At 40.3% G+C, this 21,298-nt stretch carries 13 protein-coding genes and 1 riboswitch; of the genes, 10 read left to right on the top strand and 3 right to left on the bottom strand.

All coding sequences use genetic code 11. The features are described from left to right. Positions 1 to 26: 26 nt before the first annotated feature. Both NBH01_RS04825 and NBH01_RS04820 read right to left on the bottom strand, forming a co-directional pair. Entirely contained in the window at positions 27 to 1,094 is a 1,068-nt protein-coding gene (locus NBH01_RS04825; protein WP_225693475.1) for a YncE family protein, read from the bottom strand. 180 nt (positions 1,095 to 1,274) lie between these two features. Continuing rightward, a riboswitch (cobalamin riboswitch) is annotated at positions 1,275 to 1,487 on the bottom strand. 127 nt (positions 1,488 to 1,614) lie between these two features. After that, positions 1,615 to 2,592 (bottom strand): GntR family transcriptional regulator, encoded by a 978-nt coding sequence (locus NBH01_RS04820; RefSeq protein WP_008766583.1) that lies wholly within the window; start codon positions 2,590 to 2,592, stop codon positions 1,615 to 1,617. Between the two features lie 166 nt (positions 2,593 to 2,758). On the opposite strand from NBH01_RS04820, the gene NBH01_RS04815 reads away from it, so the two are divergent. The 6 genes from NBH01_RS04815 (at position 2,759) to NBH01_RS04790 (ending at position 9,975) form a co-directional block, all read left to right on the top strand. Continuing rightward, on the top strand, positions 2,759 to 4,822 hold the full coding sequence (locus NBH01_RS04815) for a glycoside hydrolase family 127 protein (protein WP_250700019.1): 2,064 nt from the start codon (positions 2,759 to 2,761) through the stop codon (positions 4,820 to 4,822). A 192-nt stretch (positions 4,823 to 5,014) separates the two neighbouring features. Further along, positions 5,015 to 6,154 (top strand): ABC transporter substrate-binding protein, encoded by a 1,140-nt coding sequence (locus NBH01_RS04810; protein ID WP_225693471.1) that lies wholly within the window; start codon positions 5,015 to 5,017, stop codon positions 6,152 to 6,154. After that, on the top strand, positions 6,151 to 7,167 hold the full coding sequence (locus tag NBH01_RS04805; RefSeq protein ID WP_008759785.1) for a FecCD family ABC transporter permease: 1,017 nt from the start codon (positions 6,151 to 6,153) through the stop codon (positions 7,165 to 7,167). Before NBH01_RS04810 ends, NBH01_RS04805 begins: the two co-directional genes overlap by 4 nt. Then, positions 7,164 to 7,919 (top strand): ABC transporter ATP-binding protein, encoded by a 756-nt coding sequence (locus NBH01_RS04800; RefSeq protein WP_008766586.1) that lies wholly within the window; start codon positions 7,164 to 7,166, stop codon positions 7,917 to 7,919. Before NBH01_RS04805 ends, NBH01_RS04800 begins: the two co-directional genes overlap by 4 nt. Before the next feature lie 123 nt (positions 7,920 to 8,042). Then, the gene (locus NBH01_RS04795; RefSeq protein ID WP_225693469.1) at positions 8,043 to 9,398 is read left to right on the top strand and encodes an MATE family efflux transporter; all 1,356 of its coding nucleotides are present in this window, start codon (positions 8,043 to 8,045) and stop codon (positions 9,396 to 9,398) included. A 13-nt stretch (positions 9,399 to 9,411) separates the two neighbouring features. Next, a complete protein-coding gene (locus NBH01_RS04790; RefSeq protein ID WP_008766588.1) occupies positions 9,412 to 9,975 on the top strand; it encodes a Crp/Fnr family transcriptional regulator in 564 nt (187 codons plus the stop codon). Positions 9,976 to 10,001: 26 nt separating this feature from the next. On the opposite strand, the gene NBH01_RS04785 is transcribed toward NBH01_RS04790, so the two are convergent. Continuing rightward, positions 10,002 to 10,736 carry a GntR family transcriptional regulator gene (locus tag NBH01_RS04785; protein ID WP_008766589.1) on the bottom strand — a complete coding sequence of 245 codons (735 nt, stop codon included), beginning with the start codon at positions 10,734 to 10,736 and terminating at the stop codon, positions 10,002 to 10,004. A gap of 129 nt (positions 10,737 to 10,865) precedes the next feature. On the opposite strand from NBH01_RS04785, the gene NBH01_RS04780 reads away from it, so the two are divergent. The 4 genes from NBH01_RS04780 (at position 10,866) to NBH01_RS04765 (ending at position 21,294) form a co-directional block, all read left to right on the top strand. Next, positions 10,866 to 13,559, top strand: coding sequence for an ROK family protein (locus NBH01_RS04780; protein WP_008766590.1), 2,694 nt, complete (start codon positions 10,866 to 10,868; stop codon positions 13,557 to 13,559). 31 nt (positions 13,560 to 13,590) lie between these two features. Beyond that, positions 13,591 to 16,734 (top strand): GH92 family glycosyl hydrolase, encoded by a 3,144-nt coding sequence (locus NBH01_RS04775; protein ID WP_011108135.1) that lies wholly within the window; start codon positions 13,591 to 13,593, stop codon positions 16,732 to 16,734. Positions 16,735 to 16,744: 10 nt separating this feature from the next. Then, entirely contained in the window at positions 16,745 to 17,905 is a 1,161-nt protein-coding gene (locus NBH01_RS04770) for an MFS transporter (protein ID WP_008766592.1), read from the top strand. Positions 17,906 to 18,141: 236 nt separating this feature from the next. Then, positions 18,142 to 21,294, top strand: a complete 3,153-nt coding sequence (locus tag NBH01_RS04765; protein WP_048697081.1) for a SusC/RagA family TonB-linked outer membrane protein — start codon at positions 18,142 to 18,144, stop codon at positions 21,292 to 21,294. Positions 21,295 to 21,298 lie beyond the last annotated feature (4 nt).

Genomic DNA, 21,298 nt, shown 5'->3' with positions numbered 1-21,298 from the left:
TTTCTTCTCATATTCTTCTCTACCGATTACTTCCAACAAAATGCTCCGGGAATAATTCCAACATAAAACTCATCCACAAGTTCCCCATCCTCCGTATAGCGATAAATCATCCCCTGCTGTTGATAATCAATGGCGTCAGCCACATAGACATCTCCGTTTTTCGGACTAACTGTCAACCCATAATACTTCGTATCACGATACTTGAGGAAAGGACGTACGGGAACACGTTCTGCATCGACAGACATACGCCAAATATCTTTGTTAATCCAGTAAAGCTCATCACCCGCACCATTAAGCTGTACTTCCGAAGGAGCATCTCCCAACTGAAACTTAAATTGTTTCTCTATTTTAAATGTCTCGGCATCAATGCGATAAAGCGACGGCTCCTCATATCCGTATGGACTTCCTTTATACCCTCCATCAGTAATCGTCCACATCTTGAAGTTCTTATCCATCACTAGAGAAGTAGGTTGTATACCTACAGTAAGCTGATCTACCACCTTGTCCGTTGTAGTATCTATCTTTAATATACGATTCTGATAAGACCAGCAATTCACATACACATACTTGCCATACTGCACCATTTGCTCTGTCGAGCCTGTTTCCATCGTCATATCCGGACATTCGATATATCCGGTTATCTGATAAGTTTTTGGATTGACAATAAAAATACGATAGTCCCATATTTGTGTAATATAGGCTTTCTCATCCGAAACAAAATGAATATAGCGTGGAGAAGTAAGTCCCGTTATGCGTCCCACCTCTTTAAATGTATTGGTGCTAATAGCGAAGACTACGTGAGAATTATTCACTACCACCCATCCAATAGTGTCCCGGACAATCATTGATTGTGCTACATCACCCAGCTTCATCGCATTAGCCCGGTAAAAGATCTCATTCTCCACCTTTTTCGTTTCCGGATCATAATAAGATAAGGTAGCATTACCGTATTGAAAATTCCCCTCATTCATAATGAAAAGTCCATCTCCTGTAGCCCTGAAAGGCTCCATCTTGCCATAATCCCATTTCATACAACCGACAAAAGCCGTCAGACAGAAGACAATAAATAAAACAGAAAGTAAAATTCGTTTCATAATTAAAAGTGAGAAAAGGTTATTAACTAACTTGTCGCATCACTCTTCAGACATCTGCCGGCAAATCAGAATTTGCGACAAATATCAAACATAGCATTTGTACCGACCGGTTGAATGAGGAATCAATTGAATATAGGAATGAACTATACCAGTTGATTTCTACCCGAAAACCCGCGGGTATAAATCTGCAGCGTCAAGGCAGGTCTTCTGACTCGTCCCCATTTATCACGCCTTCCCAGTGATGTCACCAGTGGCAAAGAATGTGATAAACTCATCTCCCGAAAGAGAGGACTTACAGCAGCAGGTACTGTCCCGGATTTACACCGGATTCCCTTTTCATCGTTTTGGAAGGTTAGACAACTCCAAATACGAACCTTGCAGGTGCAAAGATACTATAATTATACTTCACGCCTCACTTCTCCCCTGTCTTTTTTTAACAGGAACAAATCTGATGAACAGAATCTTTTAAAATGACGTCACTATGAACATGTATATATGATAAATATAGGATAGATAGTCTTTATAGTGAATTACGAATATTTAAATTCCAAGGATTCTCAATTGTCTCAATCGTTTTTTTATTAATAAGAGAAGCCATCGTGCGTCCCATCAATTTGAAATCAGTAGAAAGAGTAGTAATCCCTCCTGCCAGCACTTCTTTCAAAGGGGTATCATTATAAGATATAATACCGAAATCTTTTCCCGGAACTAACTGCTGACGGTCAGCCTGCTTCAACAAATTGACCAAGTCTCTATCATTAACAACCATAAACACCTCCTGCTTTACAATCTCCCTTCCCTGAATTTCGCCAATGCACTCATGCGTAAAGCCATGCTCTTTACAAAAAGCCCGTAATCCGTCATAACGTTCAAAAGGTTCTTTCGAATCTTTCTGAACCATTACAATATGCTTGTACTTTCGCAAGTTGGACAGACCATACACTAATGCTTCATAAGTATCTTTTTCAAAGTTCTGGAATACAGACGAATATTTCCCTTTCAATTCCGAGTGATAATGATCGAGTAGAAATACGTTTCCGGATAAACTCTCCAGTAAAGGACCAATATCGGCAAATTTGCCGGACATTATAATATAGGTAGTATATTTATGGTTTGCATTATTCACCAAAGTCTCAAACACCTTCCGATTATAGTTATGAAAATAAAGATCAACAGTAGCTGAATTGCCTACTGTCTCCATAAAAGAATTATAAATATCTTCTTTAAATTCATTGAACTCATTGAAAAGCAGAAATATATTGTGTTTGAACGGAACACGCGTACTTACGATATAATACCCGACTCCAGGATTCGATTTAATGATACCTCTCGATTTCAATTCTCGTATTCCGGAAAAAACAGTATCACGAGACAAGCCGTACATTTCTCTAAATTCATTAAGAGAAGGTATCCAGGCACCTTTCTTTAATCGTCCTTCATTAATCCCGTCGATCACATAATCAACTACCAACTTATATTTTGATTTATTGCTTTTCATCGTTCATTATTTTTGCGCAAATATACAAATATCACAGCCATACTGGTACGGAGTGGTATGTGTTTTACAACATACAGACCAGTTCGTACTAGTCAAAAAGAATATTCTATCTTTGCGGCAGATTCATCTTCATATAAATTAGAAAGTTAAACATAAAGTTAGAAACATGAAAAGTACAAATCTACTTAAATCCTTGGCAGTTATAGCAACACTATCCGGAACTCCACATAGCACGGTACAAGGACAGACTGGGAAAGTACAATTTGCGGACATTGAAAACGTAAAAGTGAACGACGCATTCTGGAGCCCCAAATTTAAAACATGGAATGAAGTAACCATCAATGATGTACTAAACAAATTCGAGGGTAAACACACCAACGCCCCGGAACAGCACAATGCTTTCTGTAATTTTGATAAAGTGGCCAAAGGTGAACGTGGCACACAGGGACACTTCGGAGAGCCGTGGTTCGACGGACTTATCTATGAATCGATTCGGGGTATCGCAGATTATCTGGTCATGTATCCGGATAAAGCACTGGAAACACGTATTGACAGATATATCGACCGTATCGAAGCAGCACAAATGACAGAACCAACCGGATACTTAGAGACTTATACACTTCTGAAAGAACCGGAACACCGTTGGGGAGACAATGGTGGTTTCCTCCGGTGGCAACACGACGTGTATAATGCCGGCATGATGATTGAAGCCGCTGTGCATTACTACAAAGCAACCGGAAAAACCAAACTGTTGGAAGTCGCCACCCGCTATACAAATTACATGGCAGACTATATGGGAGCAGCACCCAAGAAAAATATTGTTCCCTCTCACTCCGGCCCGGAAGAAGCCATTATCAAACTATACTGGCTATTCAAAGAACAACCGGAACTTAAAAAACAATTATCAGTGTCCGTAAATGAAGACGCTTACTGGAAGTTAGCTACTTTCTGGATTGAAAACAGAGGGCATCATTGTGGCTATCCTTTATGGTTGACTTGGGGCAATGGCAAATCCGAAAAATGGATCAGAGATGCCCAATATAATGCTCCTGAGCATGGCGAGCATAGTCGTCCGACATGGGGAGATTATGCTCAAGACTCAATTCCGGTATTTGAGCAACAAACCATTGAAGGACATGCCGTACGCGCCACACTATTAGCAACTGGTATCACTACTGCCGCTTTGGAAAATCATTCACCTAAATATATAGAAACAGCCAAGCGCCTTTGGGACAATATGACCGGTAGACGTATGTTCATCACAGGAGGAGTCGGCGCTATCCACGAAGACGAAAAATTCGGTCCAGACTTTTTCCTTCCTCCGGGTGCCTATCTGGAAACTTGTGCTGCCATTGGCGCCGGATTCTTTAGCCAAAGAATGAACGAGCTAACCGGTAAAGGAATGTATATGGACGAACTGGAACGCGTTCTATACAACAGTTTGCTTACCGCAGTTTCACTCAAAGTAGATAATTATACCTATCAGAATCCCTTAAACGCGGAGAAACATAATCGTTGGGAATGGCATGGTTGCCCTTGCTGTCCTCCAATGTTCTTGAAAATCACATCTGCTCTTCCGGGATTCATCTATGCATCAGACAAAAAAGGAGTTTATATTAACCTGTTCATAGGCAGTGAAACAGAAATCAAGCTTTCTTCCAAAAACAGCGTACAATTAAAACAAGAAACATCCTACCCTTGGAAAGGCAAAGTCAATATTTCCGTAAATCCACAGAAAACAGACAAATTTCCGATTAAAGTACGTATCCCGGGATGGGCACAAGGCATTGAGAAGCCATACGAGCTTTATCAATCAAACTTAAAAGGAGCGCCCCAACTGTTCGTCAATGGGAAATCTGTTCCAATTAAAATCGTTGACGGTTATGCCGAAATCAACAGAAAGTGGCAGAAAGGAGACCTAATCGAGCTTGAACTACCTATACAACCCCGCATCATCACCGCACACACTAACACAAAAGACTTGAGCAACACGGTTTGTATAGCTTCCGGTCCTATCATCTACTGTTTTGAAGACGTAGATAATCCGGATTTCAAAGATTTCCGATTAGACACAAATGCTCCATTGGAAATCATTTATCAAAAGGACTTACTGAATGGAGTGAATATAATCAAAAGTAACGGAAAAACGACTGCTATTGCTATTCCTTACTACTCGATAACCAATCGTAAAAGAGATAGCAGTCATAAAGTATGGGTACCTAAACTCTAAATTAAGTTGTGAAGTTGTAAAGCAAACAATACCGGCACAGCCAATGTAAACGCCGTAGTCTTCGTCAAATAACTTTCCGCATCAATACTGAAAAGTTAGATTCAATACATTCACCTCCCAGCGAAACTTTCTCGTAAGGGAGGTGAATTTTCTTCTTTTTTACTACTTTTGTCCTCAGATAAAAACATCCGTATGAAATTTAAATCCATTATTTCAACTATCACGCTATTATGCCTCCTTTCTTTGGCAAGCTGCGTATACAATAAAAAAACTTCTTTGGAAGCATTCAAGCAAGACGTATACACGCCCGAATATGCTACCGGATTCAAGATACTTGGCGCAAAGAATGCCCAAAGCACCTTGATACAAGTATCCAACCCGTGGCAAGGAGCCAAAAATGTAACAATGTCCTACTTCATCTCCCGCAATGGTGAGCTCCCCCCCACAGGATTCACCGGACCGACCATCCCTGCCGGAGCCCAACACATCGTATGTATGTCTTCCTCCTACATCGCCATGCTCGACGCACTGGGACAAGTGGACCGCATCGTCGCCGTATCCGGCATCAACTACATAGCCAATCCCTACATCCTCGCCCACAGAGATTCTATCAAAGATATGGGTCCCGAGATGAACTACGAACTTTTGCTGGGATTGAAACCGGACGTCGTACTGCTATATGGTATCGGAGATGCCCAGACTGCCGTAACGGACAAACTGAAAGAGCTAGCCATCCCCTACATGTACGTAGGAGAATATCTGGAAGAGTCACCGCTTGGCAAAGCCGAATGGCTGGTTGCCCTCTCCGAACTGACAGACAGCCGTGACAAAGGCATCGATGTATTCAGGGAAATCCCCAAACGCTATCAGGCACTGAAAGACCTCACCGCATCCGTAGAGCAACGCCCTACCGTGATGTTCAACACCCCGTGGAACGACAGCTGGGTGATGCCTTCCACCCAAAGCTACATGGCACAACTGGTCACTGACGCAGGAGCCGACTATATATACAAGGAGAACACCTCCAACAGCTCCGCCCCCATCGGTCTGGAAACTGCCTACGGACTGATACAAAAAGCAGACTATTGGATCAATGTAGGCACGGCATCCACACTGGACGAACTGAAAAACATGAATCCCAAGTTTGCCGATGCCAAATCTGTCCGTGATAAAACTGTTTATAACAACAACCTGCGGATAACCGCCACAGGAGGCAATGACTACTGGGAATCGGCAGTCGTACGTCCGGACGTCGTATTGCGTGATCTGATTCATATCTTTCATCCCGAACTTGTATCCGACTCAACCTACTATTACAGACACCTGGAATGAAGCAACCTCGTAGGCACACCACTCTTTTATTCATCACTTTGGGAATAATCGCCGTAGTCTTATTATTAATAGACATGGCGACAGGGGACACTTATATCCCCATCCCCAAAGTATGGGCCGTACTGACGGGAGGCGAATGCGACGAGATGACACGCAACATCCTTCTCTCCATCCGCTTTATCCGGGTAGTAGTAGCAGGGTTGATAGGTATCGCCTTGTCGGTCAGCGGCCTGCAAATGCAGACCGTTTTCCAGAATCCGTTGGCAGACCCTTATCTGCTGGGAGTCAGTTCCGGTGCGGGACTCGGAGTGGCGTTGTTTATATTAGGTGCCCCATTGCTCGGCTGGGCGGATTTCCCACTTTTGCAATCCGCCGGCATCGTAGGTTCGGGCTGGATAGGGACCGCCGTCATCTTGCTGGGCGTAGCCATCATCAGCCGGAAAGTAAAGAATATACTGGGCGTACTGATCATGGGAGTCATGATAGGCTACGTAGCGGGAGCCATCATCCAGATATTGCAGTATCTAAGTTCGGCGGAACAACTGAAAATGTTCACCCTGTGGTCGATGGGATCGCTCAGCCACATCACAGCCGGACAGCTGTCTATCATGATACCGGTTGTATGCATAGGTCTGCTGCTCTCCGTAGCCTGCATCAAGTCACTGAACCTGCTCTTGCTTGGCGAAAACTACGCACGCACGATGGGCATGAGCATCAAACGCTCGCGAACGCTTGTCTTCATCTCTACGGCACTGCTGACAGGAACAGTCACCGCCTTTTGCGGCCCCGTAGGATTCATCGGACTGGCAGTGCCGCACATCACCCGGCTGCTGTTTGATAACGCCGACCACCGGATACTGATGCCGGGCACCATGCTGACAGGACTTATCGCCATGCTGATATGCGACATCATCGCCAAGAAATTCCTGCTGCCGGTGAATTGTATCACCGCACTGCTGGGAGTTCCGGTTATTTTATGGGTAATAGGTAAAAACTTGCGTATATTCAAATGATTCAACTCAAAGACCTGACACTGGGATACGAACAGCGTACGCTGCTGGAAAAAGTCTCCGCCCACATCACGGGAGGACAACTCGTCGCACTGCTCGGCAGAAACGGCACAGGAAAAAGTACACTGCTGCGTGCCGTCATGGGACTGGAAAAGCCCCAAAACGGAGAAATTATCCTACACGGGAACAACATCGCTTCACTGAAACCGGAAGAACTGGCACGGAACATCAGCTTCGTCACCACCGACAAAGTGCGCATCGCCAACCTGCGATGCAGAGACGTCGTCGCACTGGGACGTGCTCCCTATACCAACTGGCTCGGTCAGCTGCAAGGAGAAGACAAGGAGAAGGTGGACAACGCCATGCACCTGGTAGGCATGGACAGCTATGCGGAAAAGACGATGGACAAAATGTCCGACGGAGAATGCCAACGCATCATGATAGCCCGTGCCCTTGCACAGGACACTCCTGTCATCCTGCTCGACGAACCTACCGCCTTCCTTGACTTGCCCAACCGCTACGAACTCTGTCTGCTTCTCCGGAAGCTGACGCAAAAGGAAGGAAAGTGTATCCTGTTTTCCACACACGACCTGGACATCGCTCTCTCACTTTGCGACACAATCATGCTGATTGATAATCCTCAACTCTACAGCCTGCCTACCAATGAGATGATAACAAGCGGACATATAGAAAGACTGTTCCATAACGAGTCAATCACATTTGACGCACAAGCCATGAAAATAAGAATCAGATAAATATCCCATATCCTGATTAAACAAAAACAAGCATGACAGGCGGAAATTATCAAATGATAATTTTAATCTCCTTCCATCCATCTACCTTTGCAGATGTTTTCAACAAACTAAAAATAAAAAGTTATGAAAGATAGTATTGATTTCGGTAGTATGGACATCTCCATGTTGTTTCGTAAGTTATTAGTTCCTACGGTACTGGGAATGGTATTCTCAGCTATATTCGTTATTACAGACGGCATATTCGTAGGTAAGGGAATAGGCAGTGACGCCCTAGCTGCCGTCAATATAACAGCTCCACTTTTTATGATCGCAACAGGCATCGGACTAATGTTCGGAGTCGGAGGCTCAGTAGTCGCTTCCATCTATCTGTCTCAAGGTAAACGCAAGGCAGCAAATATCAACATTACTCAGGCTCTTGTATTCTCTACGTTCATCGTATTAGTGATGTCTGCTTTATGTTTTTGCTTCGTAGGGCCATTGGGATGCTTACTCGGAAGTTCAGACAGATTATTGCCTCTTGTCATAGAATATATGATCTGGTATCTACCCTTCCTCGTATTCTATGAGTTATTGAGCACAGGCATGTTTTTCATCCGGCTGGACGGATCTCCCAATTATGCCATGATGTGCAATGCCATCGCAGCTATATTCAATATTATATTCGACTATATTTTCATCTTTGAATTTGGCTGGGGAATGATGGGTGCTGCCTTTGCCACCAGCCTGGGAACAGTAGTAGGTGGATTGATGACTGTAATCTATCTTACGCGGTTCTCCCGCAACATTCATTTGCATCGCATCAAGCTAAGTTTGAAAAGCCTGATGCTAACGCTCCGTAACGGTGGCTATATGATAAAACTGGGAACTTCCGCTTTCATCAGTGAGGCTTCCATCGCCTGTATGATGTTTTTAGGGAATTATGTCTTTATCCATCATCTCGGAGAAGACGGAGTAGCTGCGTTCAGCATTGCCTGCTACTTCTTCCCCATCATCTTTATGGTATACAATGCCATCGCACAATCCGCACAGCCGATTATCAGCTATAATTTCGGTGCCGGGCAACCGGATCGGGTTCGAAAAGCCCTACATCTTGCCATCCGTACAGCTTTAATTTGCGGAATCAGCTTTTTCATCATCACGTTTCTATGCCGTCAGAATATTGTTTCGTTGTTCATTGACCGAAGCTGTCCGGCCTTTGATATTGCGGTCAATGGCATTCCTTATTTTGGGGTTGGATTCATATTTTTTGCCGCCAATATGATAGGCATCGGCTATTACCAGAGCATCAGACGAGGTCAACGAGCCACCATCATCACTCTTCTGCGGGGAGTGGTATTCATGCTGATCGGATTCTTTGTACTTCCACTTGTTTTAGGAGTACCGGGAATATGGCTGGCGGTTCCGTTGGCAGAATTGTTAACGACTCTCTATATTATCGGAATTTATTTCAAAGATCGCTTCATGATCCACCGACTATGAGTATATTTGCAACATGGATGCATTCATTAAAAAACTCTGCGACAAATATAAAGTATTGGAAAGTGACGTACAGACCTTACTAGGCTGTATGGAGGAAGTACATTTCAAAAAGAGAGACCTCATTGTACGTGAAGGGACAAAGAACAGCAACCTTTATTTTATAAAAACGGGAATATGGCGGGCATATTACCACAAAGACGGAGCAGATGCCACCATCTGGTTCGCTTCAGACGGAGAAGCAGCTTTCTCCGTCTGGGGATATGCAGACAATGCTTATTCACTGATTAATATTGAAGCAATGTGCGACAGTGTAGCCTACAGTATATCCCGCGCAACCTTGAATCAATTATATCATTCTTCCATCGGACTAGCCAATCTGGGACTGCGGCTGATGGATCACCAGCTTCTTCTGCAAGAAAACTGGCTCATCAACTCCGGCAGTCCACGAGCGAAGGAACGTTACCTGACTCTTATCAAGGAGACTCCGGAACTGTTGCAATATGTGCCTTTAAAGTACATTGCATCTTATCTGTGGATAACACCGCAGTCGCTGAGCAGGATTCGGGCATCCTTATAATCTTCACTTTTTTTATGAGTATAAGATCAAATATTTCTCTCAAACTCAAGTGAATAAATAAAACTGTCCGCACGATAATATCCTATATTCCATTCCAACGGACACCCTTCGGGATCATAAACAAACCTTTTACGCACCAAAATTGGATCTCCGACCTTTATCTCAAGCTTACCAGCAATGTACTTGTCAGCCAGCCTGGCACTAATATCTTCTTTAGAAACTTTTGCAATAGCATGATAATCTCTTTCCAATATCTCATAAAGAGGTCTGGAGAAATCCTCACTTCCTGTTAAACCTATTTTAGGATTAAAATAGGATATAAAGTACACGAAAGGGTATTCTTGATTTCCACGTAAACGCTCTAACTTCAGTATTCTTTTTACATCAGGAGCATTAAAAAAAAGGGCTATATCATCTGTAGGCTTTGTCCAGCTAACATGAAGTTCATAATTCATTGGTACAATTCCCAAAGTTTTCATTTCCTGTGTGAAACTCATCCAATTCTGAGCTTTGGAACATACAGCTGAATTTACAACAACTGTACCTACTCCCTTTTTCCTCATCAGCAATCCTTCGTTCACAAGGTTATTAATCGCCTGTCTCAAGGTATTACGAGATATGCCCAATTGTTTAGACAAATCAATTTCATTTGGAAGCATTTTACCTTGTTTATATTCCTCCCCTTTGATAATAGTCCTCAACTGTTCTTCTATCTGAAGATAAAGGGGGATTGCGCTGTTATGGTTAACTAATATCTTCATGATTAACTTTTTTACAAAGATAAAAATAAAAATAAAAACAGGCAATACTTTTTGTTCTTTTCAAGAAAAAGAATACATTTGCAAATGTTTATATGTTCAGACATACTAATTAATTAAATCATAATAACTATGAAGTATTATTTGGGAATAGACATAGGTGGTACACATATAAAAGGTGGAATCGTCAACCTTCTAACGAATGACATTCATCAAAACATACTATCTCACGAAGAACTGAATGCCACAGATTCAACATCAAGCATCATTACGAAAGTCAGAAAAGTTATTACTGACATTCAAGCCTGTATGCCCCTATCTAAATTAGGCGGAATCGGTATAGCCATGCCCGGTCCTTGCGACTATGCCAAAGGTATAGTTGCCATTTATGGTGTGCCAAAGTTTCAGTCACTTTTCGGTCTTAACCTTAAAGAAGAAATTAAAAAAGTATCTGACCTGAATACTGTTTTCATAAATGACGCATCCGCTTATGCCCTTGGAGAGTATTATGCAGGAGCAGCAAAAGACACAAGTAGAAGCATTATAGTCACAATCGGCACCGGACTTGGAAGTACATTTCTTGAAAATGATACTGTTTTGAACGAACTGACAGAAGGAATACCTGAACATGGATATCTCTACAACATACCTTACCGAGACGGAATGGCAGATGACTTTTTTTCGACAAGATGGTTTGTAAATACATGGAATATGCTATTTCCAGATAAAAAGGTAACTGGCGTAAAAGAAATCGCACTACGCGCTTCGAACGGAGACAATAATGCACAGTCATTATTTGAAAACTTCGCTTCAAATTTCGTAGAATTCATAACCCCATTCCTGCTAAATTTTAAACCGGAGAAACTTATTATAGGAGGAAATATAGCGAAAGCTTCTGACTTCTTTTTAGATAATATTCAGTTTCAATTAAAGAAACTCAATTTAATCACTAAAATAGATATCTGTAAATTATGGGATATGTCGCCATTAATCGGATCTGCTATTTACACAAGCAACATACTTGAAAATATGGAAAATACAAAAGAGAAAAGACACACACAGCAATTTATTGCACCTACTAACTCTACTGCCACCCCATCAGGAGAATATGATATATACCCGGCATTTCCATTGGGAAAAGGCAAAATTGGGAAAGGTATAAACCAACTAGCTGACTGGATAGAAAAGCATTCCCAAATAAAAATAGATGGTTATATTGGAGTCTTTTGGGATGAATTAATCATTAAGTTAGGAGAAGAACTCAGAAAAAGAGGAAAGAATGTGCGATTCTTTCATTCCAGTGTAGCAATGAAAGATCCACAGACTATTGAAAAAATGATTGCTCCTTATCTTGGAGGAGATAATCCGTTATTCGGCACCATTACTGATAAGCATTTGGTTAATTGGTTTGATGAAAATAAGCTTAATTCCATACAACCTGACCCGGAAGCAGATTTAAATATATTTATAGGTACAGGAGCAGCCCTATCTCAATGGAAAGCTCCCCTGATTTATATTGATATTCCTAAAAATGAGATTCAGTTTAGAATGCGCGCCGGAGCCATCAATAATTTAGGATTAGATTATCGAAAAGACAATCAACAGGCTTACAAACAACTATATTTTGTAGACTGGATTGTTCTTAATAAGCACAAAAAGCAATGCCTGCCTCTGATTGACCTACTTATTGACGGACAAAGAGAATGGGATGAACTATTAATGATTTCAGGAAATGACCTACGAGAAGGATTGCACAAAATGAGCCGCAATTTCTTCAGAGTTCGTCCATGGTTCGAGCCTGGCGCCTGGGGAGGACAATGGATGAAAAATCATATTCAAGGATTAAATAAAGAAGTAAATAATCTGGCATGGTCTTTTGAACTGATGGTACTTGAAAACGGACTAATGCTGGAGAGTGACGGATATCGGCTTGAAGTATCTTTCGATTTTCTTATGTATAGTGATTATCAGAATATATTAGGAGAATGTTCGGAAACATTTAAGTACGATTTCCCGATACGTTTCGACTTTCTAGACACCTTTGACGGAGATAATCTTTCTATCCAATGCCATCCACGCCCCCGATATATACAAGAGCATTTTAACATGCCATTCACCCAAGATGAGACATATTACATATTGGATTGTAAAAACTCGCCATGTGTATATTTAGGCTTTCAAGACAACATCGTCCCTGAGGAATTCCAATATACCTTGGAACGAAGTCAACAAAAAGCAACGAAGGTAGAGATAGAAAGGTTTGTTCAAAAACACCAAGCTAAAAAGCACGATTTCTTTCTTATTCCCAATGGCACCATACATGCTTCAGGAAAAGATTGCGTGGTATTGGAAATAAGTAGCGCACCCTATATTTTCACATTTAAAATGTACGACTGGATACGCATGGGATTAGACGGGAAACCACGACCTCTAAACATTCAACACGGAATGAATAATCTATATTTTGAAAGAAAAGGGGAAAAAGTAATCCAGGAATTGATATGCCATCCATATATCATGAAAGAAAATCAGGAGTGTACTATAGAGCATCTACCTACTCATAAAGAGCATTTTTATGATGTATATCGTTACACCTTCAAAGACCGTATTCAAATGAATACAGAAAATACATGCCATGTATGTATGATAGTAGAAGGAGACTCCGTTTGCATTGAAACAGAGGACGGCATGAAACAACGCTTTAATTATGCAGAGACTTTTGTCATCCCTGCTGCTGCCCGATCATATACAATCATAAATGAAAATCCCGACAAAAGAATAATGTTGGTAAAAGCCTTTGTAAAAAAAGAAGTTACTTTGAAATAATGTCTTAATAAAAACATCTTATCCAACTACTATGAAACGAACTATTGTACAAATTATCTTTTTCATATATTGTATTGCGAATGTATATCCACAATACAGCACAATCTGGCAACTTGGCAAAACAGATAATTCATCCAAGGAGTTTGCCTTAGCACCGGATGGAAAAGATCGATTTATTATCTCCGGATTTGGGGATAATAAAAAATATTTTTATGCAGGCGAACACACACCGGCCGATTTTCCATACATTATACCGGGGCCTACTGCTGAATGGGCTGGCTCATCTTACTGGGCAGGACAATGCAGGATACAACTTCCTATTTTAATAAAACTATCCGATGTCAATCCGCTAAAGAAATATCAATGGAATATTTTTATAGAGAATGTAGAATACGAAGACTGTATGTTCTTAAGACTGGAAGTCAACGGAAAGAATTACGATTCTCCTATAAAGCCTGGCACCAAACAGCTAACATATTCAATACAGCCCGGAATTCTAAAGGAAGGGTACAACAAGATTGTAATGCAGTTATTCAACGGTAAATCCCTAACTTTTGACGCCATTTGCCTAAACGGACCTCAAGAGACACAAATCAATAAGATAGGTGATACTCCTATTATTTCAATGAAAATGGCTGATTATGAATTAGAACAAGGGAAAACAAGAACACAGCCTCTTCTACTGAAAACTATAACTAAAAAATCCGGAACACTTAAAATACAAATCAACCAAAAGAAGATATTCAAACAAGTAGAAGAAGGAGAGAATATCTACGAAATTCCAACCGGAAAACTTAAAGACCAGTCTAAAATCAAAGTTAAAATATCAACAGAAGGACAAACAGTAGCAACTCAAGAATTTATCCGTAGTAACCAGCAACTACGCAGATCAATTGATTATGTTGATCAGTTTGCTGGTTCCAGTGGTTCACGATGGATGATAGGCCCCGGACCATGGATGCCATTTGGAATGGTAAAACTTATGCCCGATAACGAAGATGCCCATTGGAAAGCAGGATATGAATATAACGTTGAAAACATAATGGGATTCAGCCACATTCACGAATGGACAATGACAGGACTCTTAATGATGCCAACTACGGGAGATTTAAAAATACAACCCGGAACAGAAAAACAGCCGGACTATGGGTATCGCTCCCGAATTAATAAGAAAACCGAAACAGCCCGAATCGGTTATTATTCTGTTAATCTTACAGATTATAATATCCAAGCAGAATTAACAGCAACTACCCGCAGTTCCCTTCAGCGATACACATTCAACAAAGCAGAGCAGCCACGAATACTAGTTGACTTTTTCTTTCCAGCAGAATACGACTGGAATTTAGATGATGTATACGTAAAAAAAGTATCTGACACAGAAATAGAGGGATGGACCTTGAACGATTGCCGGTCAACAGGATACCATGGAGTACAAAGATATAAATTACATTTTGTCATGCAGTTTGATAAGCCATTCAAAACAATGAATGGCTGGATACGAAACAAAGTATATAGCCAAATTGAACAGCTACATAAATCAAACATGAAGTCCCGACAGGTATTTACAGTCGAAAATAACAGTCAAGACAAACTGGACGCAGGAATCTTCCTCGACTTTAACCTTAACACTGGTGATGATGTTATGGTAAGGACAGGTATTTCATTAGTAAGCATTGATAACGCACGGCTAAATCTGGAAGAAGAAATAGCGAGACCATTCGGATGGAATTTTGATAAAGTTGTCACCAATCAACAAGATACCTGGGAAACACTTTTCCAAAGAGTCAGTATCACAACAGACAATTACCTCTTAAAGCAAAAATTCTACACCAATCTTTACCGTTCTATCAGTCCACGGACCATCTGGAATGATGTAAATGGGGAATGGATAGATATGAACGGTAACAAAGCTCTTATAGACAAGCCAGGTAAAAGCGTATATGGAGGTGATTCTGCTTGGGGAATGCATTGGACATTAGGTCCATTTTATAATCTTCTCTATCCGGAGTACATGTCCAATTGGATTTACACTTACGAGCAGTTCTATCGTCGTGGCGGCTGGCTTCCCAATGGTAATCCCGGTATGAAATATTTCAGAGTCATGATAGGCAATCCTGCTTTGCCATTGATAGTCTCCGGCTATCAACATGGAATTCGTGACTTCGACAGTCAACTCATGTATCGGGCATTAATTCACCAACAAACAGCCACTATGATAAACTATCCCGGAGGAGGACAAGTCGGTAACGAAAGTTATCCCGATTATATAACCAAAGGTTATGTACCTCTATACGATGACGCATGGGATTGGAATTCTCCGCATTATCAATCATACGTTTCCAATACAATGGAATACTCATATCAAGACTATTGCGCTGCTCAATATTTTGACGCTCTTAATAAAAAAGATGACTTCAATACATTTATGAAACGTTCTGATAACTGGAAAAACATATTCGACCCATCAACCGGATATGTACGCCCCCGACGTCCCAACGGAGAGTGGATCGAAAACACCAACCCATATCATGCTCCCGGATTTTGCGAAGGCAGCGCTTGGCAATTCACCTGGTACGTTCCTCATGATGTAAAAAGCCTCATCAATTTAATAGGAGAGCGTCAATTCATCGACCGGCTGAATGCCGGATTTGCAACATCCGAAAAAGTAAGCTTCAATGCTTTAGGAGATAATATGGGAGCTTATCCTATTAATCATGGGAATGAAACAAATATGCAGGCAGCTTACCTCTTCTCTTATACCAGTGAGCCGTGGCACACCCAGAAATGGGCACGTGCTATACAAGAAAAATATTATGGAATGGGTCCCCGAGACGCCTATCCGGGAGACGAAGATCAAGGCCAAATGAGTTCTTGGTACATCTTAAGCAGCATAGGACTTTTCCAAATGGATGGCGGTTGCAGCAAAGATCCTGTATGGTTACTGGGGAGTCCGCGATTTGACCGGGTAGAAATTCTGTTAGACAACACCTATTACTCTGGAAAAAAACTTATCATAAAAGCAGAAAATGTATCCAAAGACAATTGTTACATTCAATATGTAAGATTCAATAACAAGCGCCTTAGTAATAACTATATAGAATGGAGTAAACTCAAAAAAGGAGGAACACTTCATTTCATTATGGGTGACCGACCAAATCCAAATGCATTTAAATAAATAAACACATATGAAAAATAAAAGTAAGATACTACCAGTTCTTTTTGGTTTCTTTATTATGGGGTTCTGTGACTTAGTAGGAGTATCAGTCACCTATGCGAAAGATTATTTCAGTTGGAGCGAAACCCAAGCCGGTTTCCTGCCATCAATGGTATTTATATGGTTTTTACTCATCTCTATTCCGATTTCTATCTGGATGGACAAGAAAGGTAGAAAAACAATATCACTGATAGGACTTTTATCTACTTTTATTGGAATGTTACTTCCATTACTTACATTCACACAGACAGCCTGTTATATCGCCTTTGCACTTTTAGGCATAGGAAATACCATCCTTCAAGTGTCACTTAATCCTTTATTAACCAATGTTATCGCTGAAGGAAAATTATCAAGCATTATGACAGCCGGACAATTCATCAAAGCACTATCTTCTTTTGTAGGACCTATAGTGGCCGGATTCTGCTCTGTTTATTTCAACAACTGGATATTAATGTTTCCCATATTCGCCGCCATTACTCTAATTTCCGGAATCTGGTTATTTTTCACTCCAATAAATGAGAAAGACGACAAAAGATTAACATCCAGTTTCTATCAAGTTATTTCTCTCTTGAAAAATAAAACCATCTGCCTTTTATTCGGAGGCATCATTTGTATTGTTGGCTTAGATGTAGGAATGAATGTATTTACCCCAAAACTTTTAATTGAAAATGCAGAGTTGACTAAAGAAATCGCAAGTTATGGTACAAGCTGGTATTTTGCCGCTCGCACTTTGGGGACCTTATGTGGTGTAATTCTATTAGCAAAGTTTTCCGAAATTTATTATTATCGGATCAATATGTTCATTGTATTAATAGCTTTGTCCTGCATTTATTGGATACATTCTCAATATATTATTTTGTTATTAGTATGCATTATAGCCTTTGCAATGTCTAGCATATTTGCCGTCATCTACTCGCTAGCCTTGCATACATTACCCTATAAAACCAACGAAATATCAGGACTCATGATAACTGGGATATCCGGTGGCTCCATCATTCCTCCTCTCATGGGAGTTTGCGCAGATTATACCGAAAGCCAATCAGGCTCCATCCTTGTCATGCTAATTTGTGTAATCTATCTAATTTTATGTTCGTTTCATAAATTTAAAACCATACACACAAAGCCGCATTAACATTTATTCTCAAAACAACCATTCATATATAAATTTATATTAAATAAATAAATCTTTCTAGTTTTCCTGCTTTAAATATATATATTTGCAATATGTATATACATATAGACATTATATAATACATATATCATAAGCAATTAATACTATGTAGATTAAAATATACAGCCTTTATATACAAGAAATCACATTAAATCTAATATAAAACCCTTATGACTTACTTTTTAAAATCACAGAGTATGAAGAAGCTTTTATGCAACTTACCACGCTTCGTATTATGGATAGCTTTCCTTCTAATCATTGAAAGCTATGTAACCTTGCAAGCTCAAACCAGTAGTAGTAACAACTCATCCAAAGCAATATCAGGGAAAATTGTGGATGAAACAGATTTGCCTATTGCAGGAGCTACTGTACAGGTGAAAGGATCAACAAAAGGAGCCATTTCGGATATAGATGGCTTATTTACTATTTCATCCGAACCAGGCTCTATTTTGATTTTCTCATTTTTAGGATACCAATCTATTGAATACAAGATAGATAAAGTACCTCAAACCATTAAACTTTTGCCAAAGGTAGATGAATTGGATGAAGTTACTGTGGTTGGTTTTGCTAAACAGAAAAAAGAAAGTGTGATTGGAGCAATATCAACCTTAAAACCTGAAAGATTAAAAATTCCAACCAGTAATCTGACTCAAGCCTTAGGTGGTAATGTTGCCGGAATTATATCTTACCAGTTGTCCGGTGAACCTGGAAATGACAATGTGGAATTCTTTATTCGCGGTGTGACAACTTTTGGTTACTCTAAAAGTCCACTGATATTAATCGATAATATCGAATCATCTACTACTGATCTTTCCAGACTGTCCGCAGATGACATTGCTGCTTTCTCTATAATGAAAGATGCAACAGCAACTGCCATTTATGGTGCACGCGGAGCTAATGGAGTCATTTTGATTACTACCAAGCAAGGCAAACCCGGTAAGGTAAAAATTAGTGCCAGAGTGGAAGGTTCATTGTCAGCACCTACAAAAAGAATAGACATGGTAGATCCTATCAGCTATATGAAATACCACAATGAAGCTGTACTCACACGTAATCCGTTAGCTGTCCGGCCTCATACCGATGAGAAAATAGCATCAACAATAGCCGGCAAAAATCCCTATGTATATCCGGCGGTAGACTGGTACAATGAATTATTTAATGATAATGTATTTAATTCACGTGCCAACATCAATATGAGCGGAGGTAGTGAAACTGCCAGATATTATGTTTCTTTAGGCATATCGGATGACAATGGTATCATGAAGGTAGATAAACGAAACAATTATAACAGTAACATTGATTTAAAAAAAATCTATGTACGTTCTAACATTGATATTGATGTGACCAAGACGACTACATTTTCTGTAAAATTCAGTGGCAATTTTGATGATTATACCGGTCCTATTGTAAGCGGCAATGATCTATACCGAAGAGCAATGGCAACAAGTCCTGTTTTATTCCCCAAATATTATATGCCTGATGAAAATCATACATCTACTTCACATATTTTATTTGGTAACGCAGGTGATGGTAATTACATCAATCCCTATGCGGAAATGATTCGTGGTTACAAACAATACACCAATTCGGTTATTTCTGCCCAGGCGGAATTAAATCAGAAATTAGATTTTATAACTCCAGGACTTAGTATCAAAGTCTTCGCAAGTACTACCCGAAATTCATACAGCGGACAACAACGTTCTACTTCACCCTTTTATTATTCAATCAGCTATTATGATAAACTAACCGACACATATACTTTAAGGGAGCTGAACCCTAATGGTGGACGGGAAGATTTGGATTATACAGCAGAAGGGAATCAAGTCAGCAGTTCGTATTATTATGAAGCATCTCTCAACTACAACCGTACGTTCCGGGAAAAGCATAATATCACCGGATTATTAGTAGGAGTTCTGAGAGAGAATAAGAGCGGAGGCGCAAGTTCGATACAGACATCTTTACCAGCCCGTAACATTGGATTATCAGGTCGTTTTACATACGCATACGACGGACGATATTTTGCTGAAGCAAACTTTGGTTACAATGGTTCCGAAAGATTTGCCAAAAATGAACGATTCGGACTCTTTCCTTCGATAGGAGCAGGCTGGATGATCTCCGAAGAAAAGTTTTGGAATCAAGACCTTAAGAATATTATCAATAAACTGAAACTAAAAGGAACTTACGGTTTGGTAGGTAACGACAATATTGGTGCATGGAATGACAGATTCTTTTATATGTCCGAGGTAAATCTAAACGGTAGTGGTGCAAATTTCAGTTGGGGACAAGATTTTGAACGGAATGTCGGTACTATCGACATGATACGCTATCGAAATGACAAAATCAAATGGGAAATTGCTCAAAAAATGAATTTAGGTCTCGAAGTTGGGCTATTTAATATATTTGACATACAATTCGATTACTTCACCGAATATCGAAAAAACATCTTTGGCGAACGCCAAACCATCCCGTATGAAATGGGATTCAGTGCACCTCTTTATGCTAATAAAGGAGAAGCTTCTTCACATGGATTCGAAGTGCAGGTAGATGCCAACCACGCTTTCAATAAAAACTTCTGGTTAGGAGTGCGTGGCAATTTCACTTATGCAACAGGCAAATATGAGCATGTAGAAGAACCCTATCGTCCTTACCCTTGGCTTAGTCATATTGGAAAACGTATTAATCAGACTTATGGATTAATAGCGGAAAGACTGTTCATTGATGAAGAAGATATTGCAAATTCACCTGTTCAGACATATGGTGAATATATGCCCGGTGACATAAAATACAAAGATGTAAATAATGACGGAATAATTAATGATGAAGATATTGTTCCAATAGGGATTTCCTCTTCTCCAGAAATTGTATACGGCTTCGGAGTGTCGATGGGATACAAGAATTTTGATATTTCTTGTTTCTTTCAAGGAGCAGCGAGATCTTCTTTCTTTATTAATTCCAAAGCAACAAATCCTTTCATGCAAATGGATTTCGGAGGAAATAACCTCAATGGTATGATGCAAGCATATGCGGATGATTACTGGTCTGAATCGAATCGTAATATATACGCTACTTTCCCAAGATTGTCAACTACTGACATTGCAAACAATAACAGAAACAGTACATGGTGGTTACGCGACGGTTCTTACTTGCGTTTAAAATCAGTCGAAATCGGATATACATTACCTAAAAGGCTGACCAGCCATCTAGGTATGTCCAATTTGAGAATCTATGCCAGCGGACTAAATCTTTTCGCATGGAATCGTTTTAAATTATGGGATGTAGAACAAGGAAACGACGGAATGCAATATCCTATTCAGGCAGTTTACAATTTTGGTATTAACTTAAGCTTCTGATTAC

It is taken from the genome of Bacteroides sp. B1-V-101, assembly GCF_023656585.1.
Lineage (GTDB): Bacteria > Bacteroidota > Bacteroidia > Bacteroidales > Bacteroidaceae > Bacteroides > Bacteroides thetaiotaomicron.
The sequence above is the reverse complement of the archived record's forward strand: the minus strand, read 5'-3'. Positions and strand labels throughout refer to the sequence as shown.

What these genes read in the sequence shown, in the direction of transcription:
- NBH01_RS04825 (WP_225693475.1), bottom strand. Translation starts at nt 1,094, where the DNA reads ATGAAACGAATTTTACTTTCTGTTTTATTTATTGTCTTCTGTCTGACG.
- NBH01_RS04820 (WP_008766583.1), bottom strand. Translation starts at nt 2,592, where the DNA reads ATGAAAAGCAATAAATCAAAATATAAGTTGGTAGTTGATTATGTGATC.
- NBH01_RS04815 (WP_250700019.1), top strand. Translation starts at nt 2,759, where the DNA reads ATGAAAAGTACAAATCTACTTAAATCCTTGGCAGTTATAGCAACACTA.
- NBH01_RS04810 (WP_225693471.1), top strand. Translation starts at nt 5,015, where the DNA reads ATGAAATTTAAATCCATTATTTCAACTATCACGCTATTATGCCTCCTT.
- NBH01_RS04805 (WP_008759785.1), top strand. Translation starts at nt 6,151, where the DNA reads ATGAAGCAACCTCGTAGGCACACCACTCTTTTATTCATCACTTTGGGA.
- NBH01_RS04800 (WP_008766586.1), top strand. Translation starts at nt 7,164, where the DNA reads ATGATTCAACTCAAAGACCTGACACTGGGATACGAACAGCGTACGCTG.
- NBH01_RS04795 (WP_225693469.1), top strand. Translation starts at nt 8,043, where the DNA reads ATGAAAGATAGTATTGATTTCGGTAGTATGGACATCTCCATGTTGTTT.
- NBH01_RS04790 (WP_008766588.1), top strand. Translation starts at nt 9,412, where the DNA reads ATGGATGCATTCATTAAAAAACTCTGCGACAAATATAAAGTATTGGAA.
- NBH01_RS04785 (WP_008766589.1), bottom strand. Translation starts at nt 10,736, where the DNA reads ATGAAGATATTAGTTAACCATAACAGCGCAATCCCCCTTTATCTTCAG.
- NBH01_RS04780 (WP_008766590.1), top strand. Translation starts at nt 10,866, where the DNA reads ATGAAGTATTATTTGGGAATAGACATAGGTGGTACACATATAAAAGGT.
- NBH01_RS04775 (WP_011108135.1), top strand. Translation starts at nt 13,591, where the DNA reads ATGAAACGAACTATTGTACAAATTATCTTTTTCATATATTGTATTGCG.
- NBH01_RS04770 (WP_008766592.1), top strand. Translation starts at nt 16,745, where the DNA reads ATGAAAAATAAAAGTAAGATACTACCAGTTCTTTTTGGTTTCTTTATT.
- NBH01_RS04765 (WP_048697081.1), top strand. Translation starts at nt 18,142, where the DNA reads ATGAAGAAGCTTTTATGCAACTTACCACGCTTCGTATTATGGATAGCT.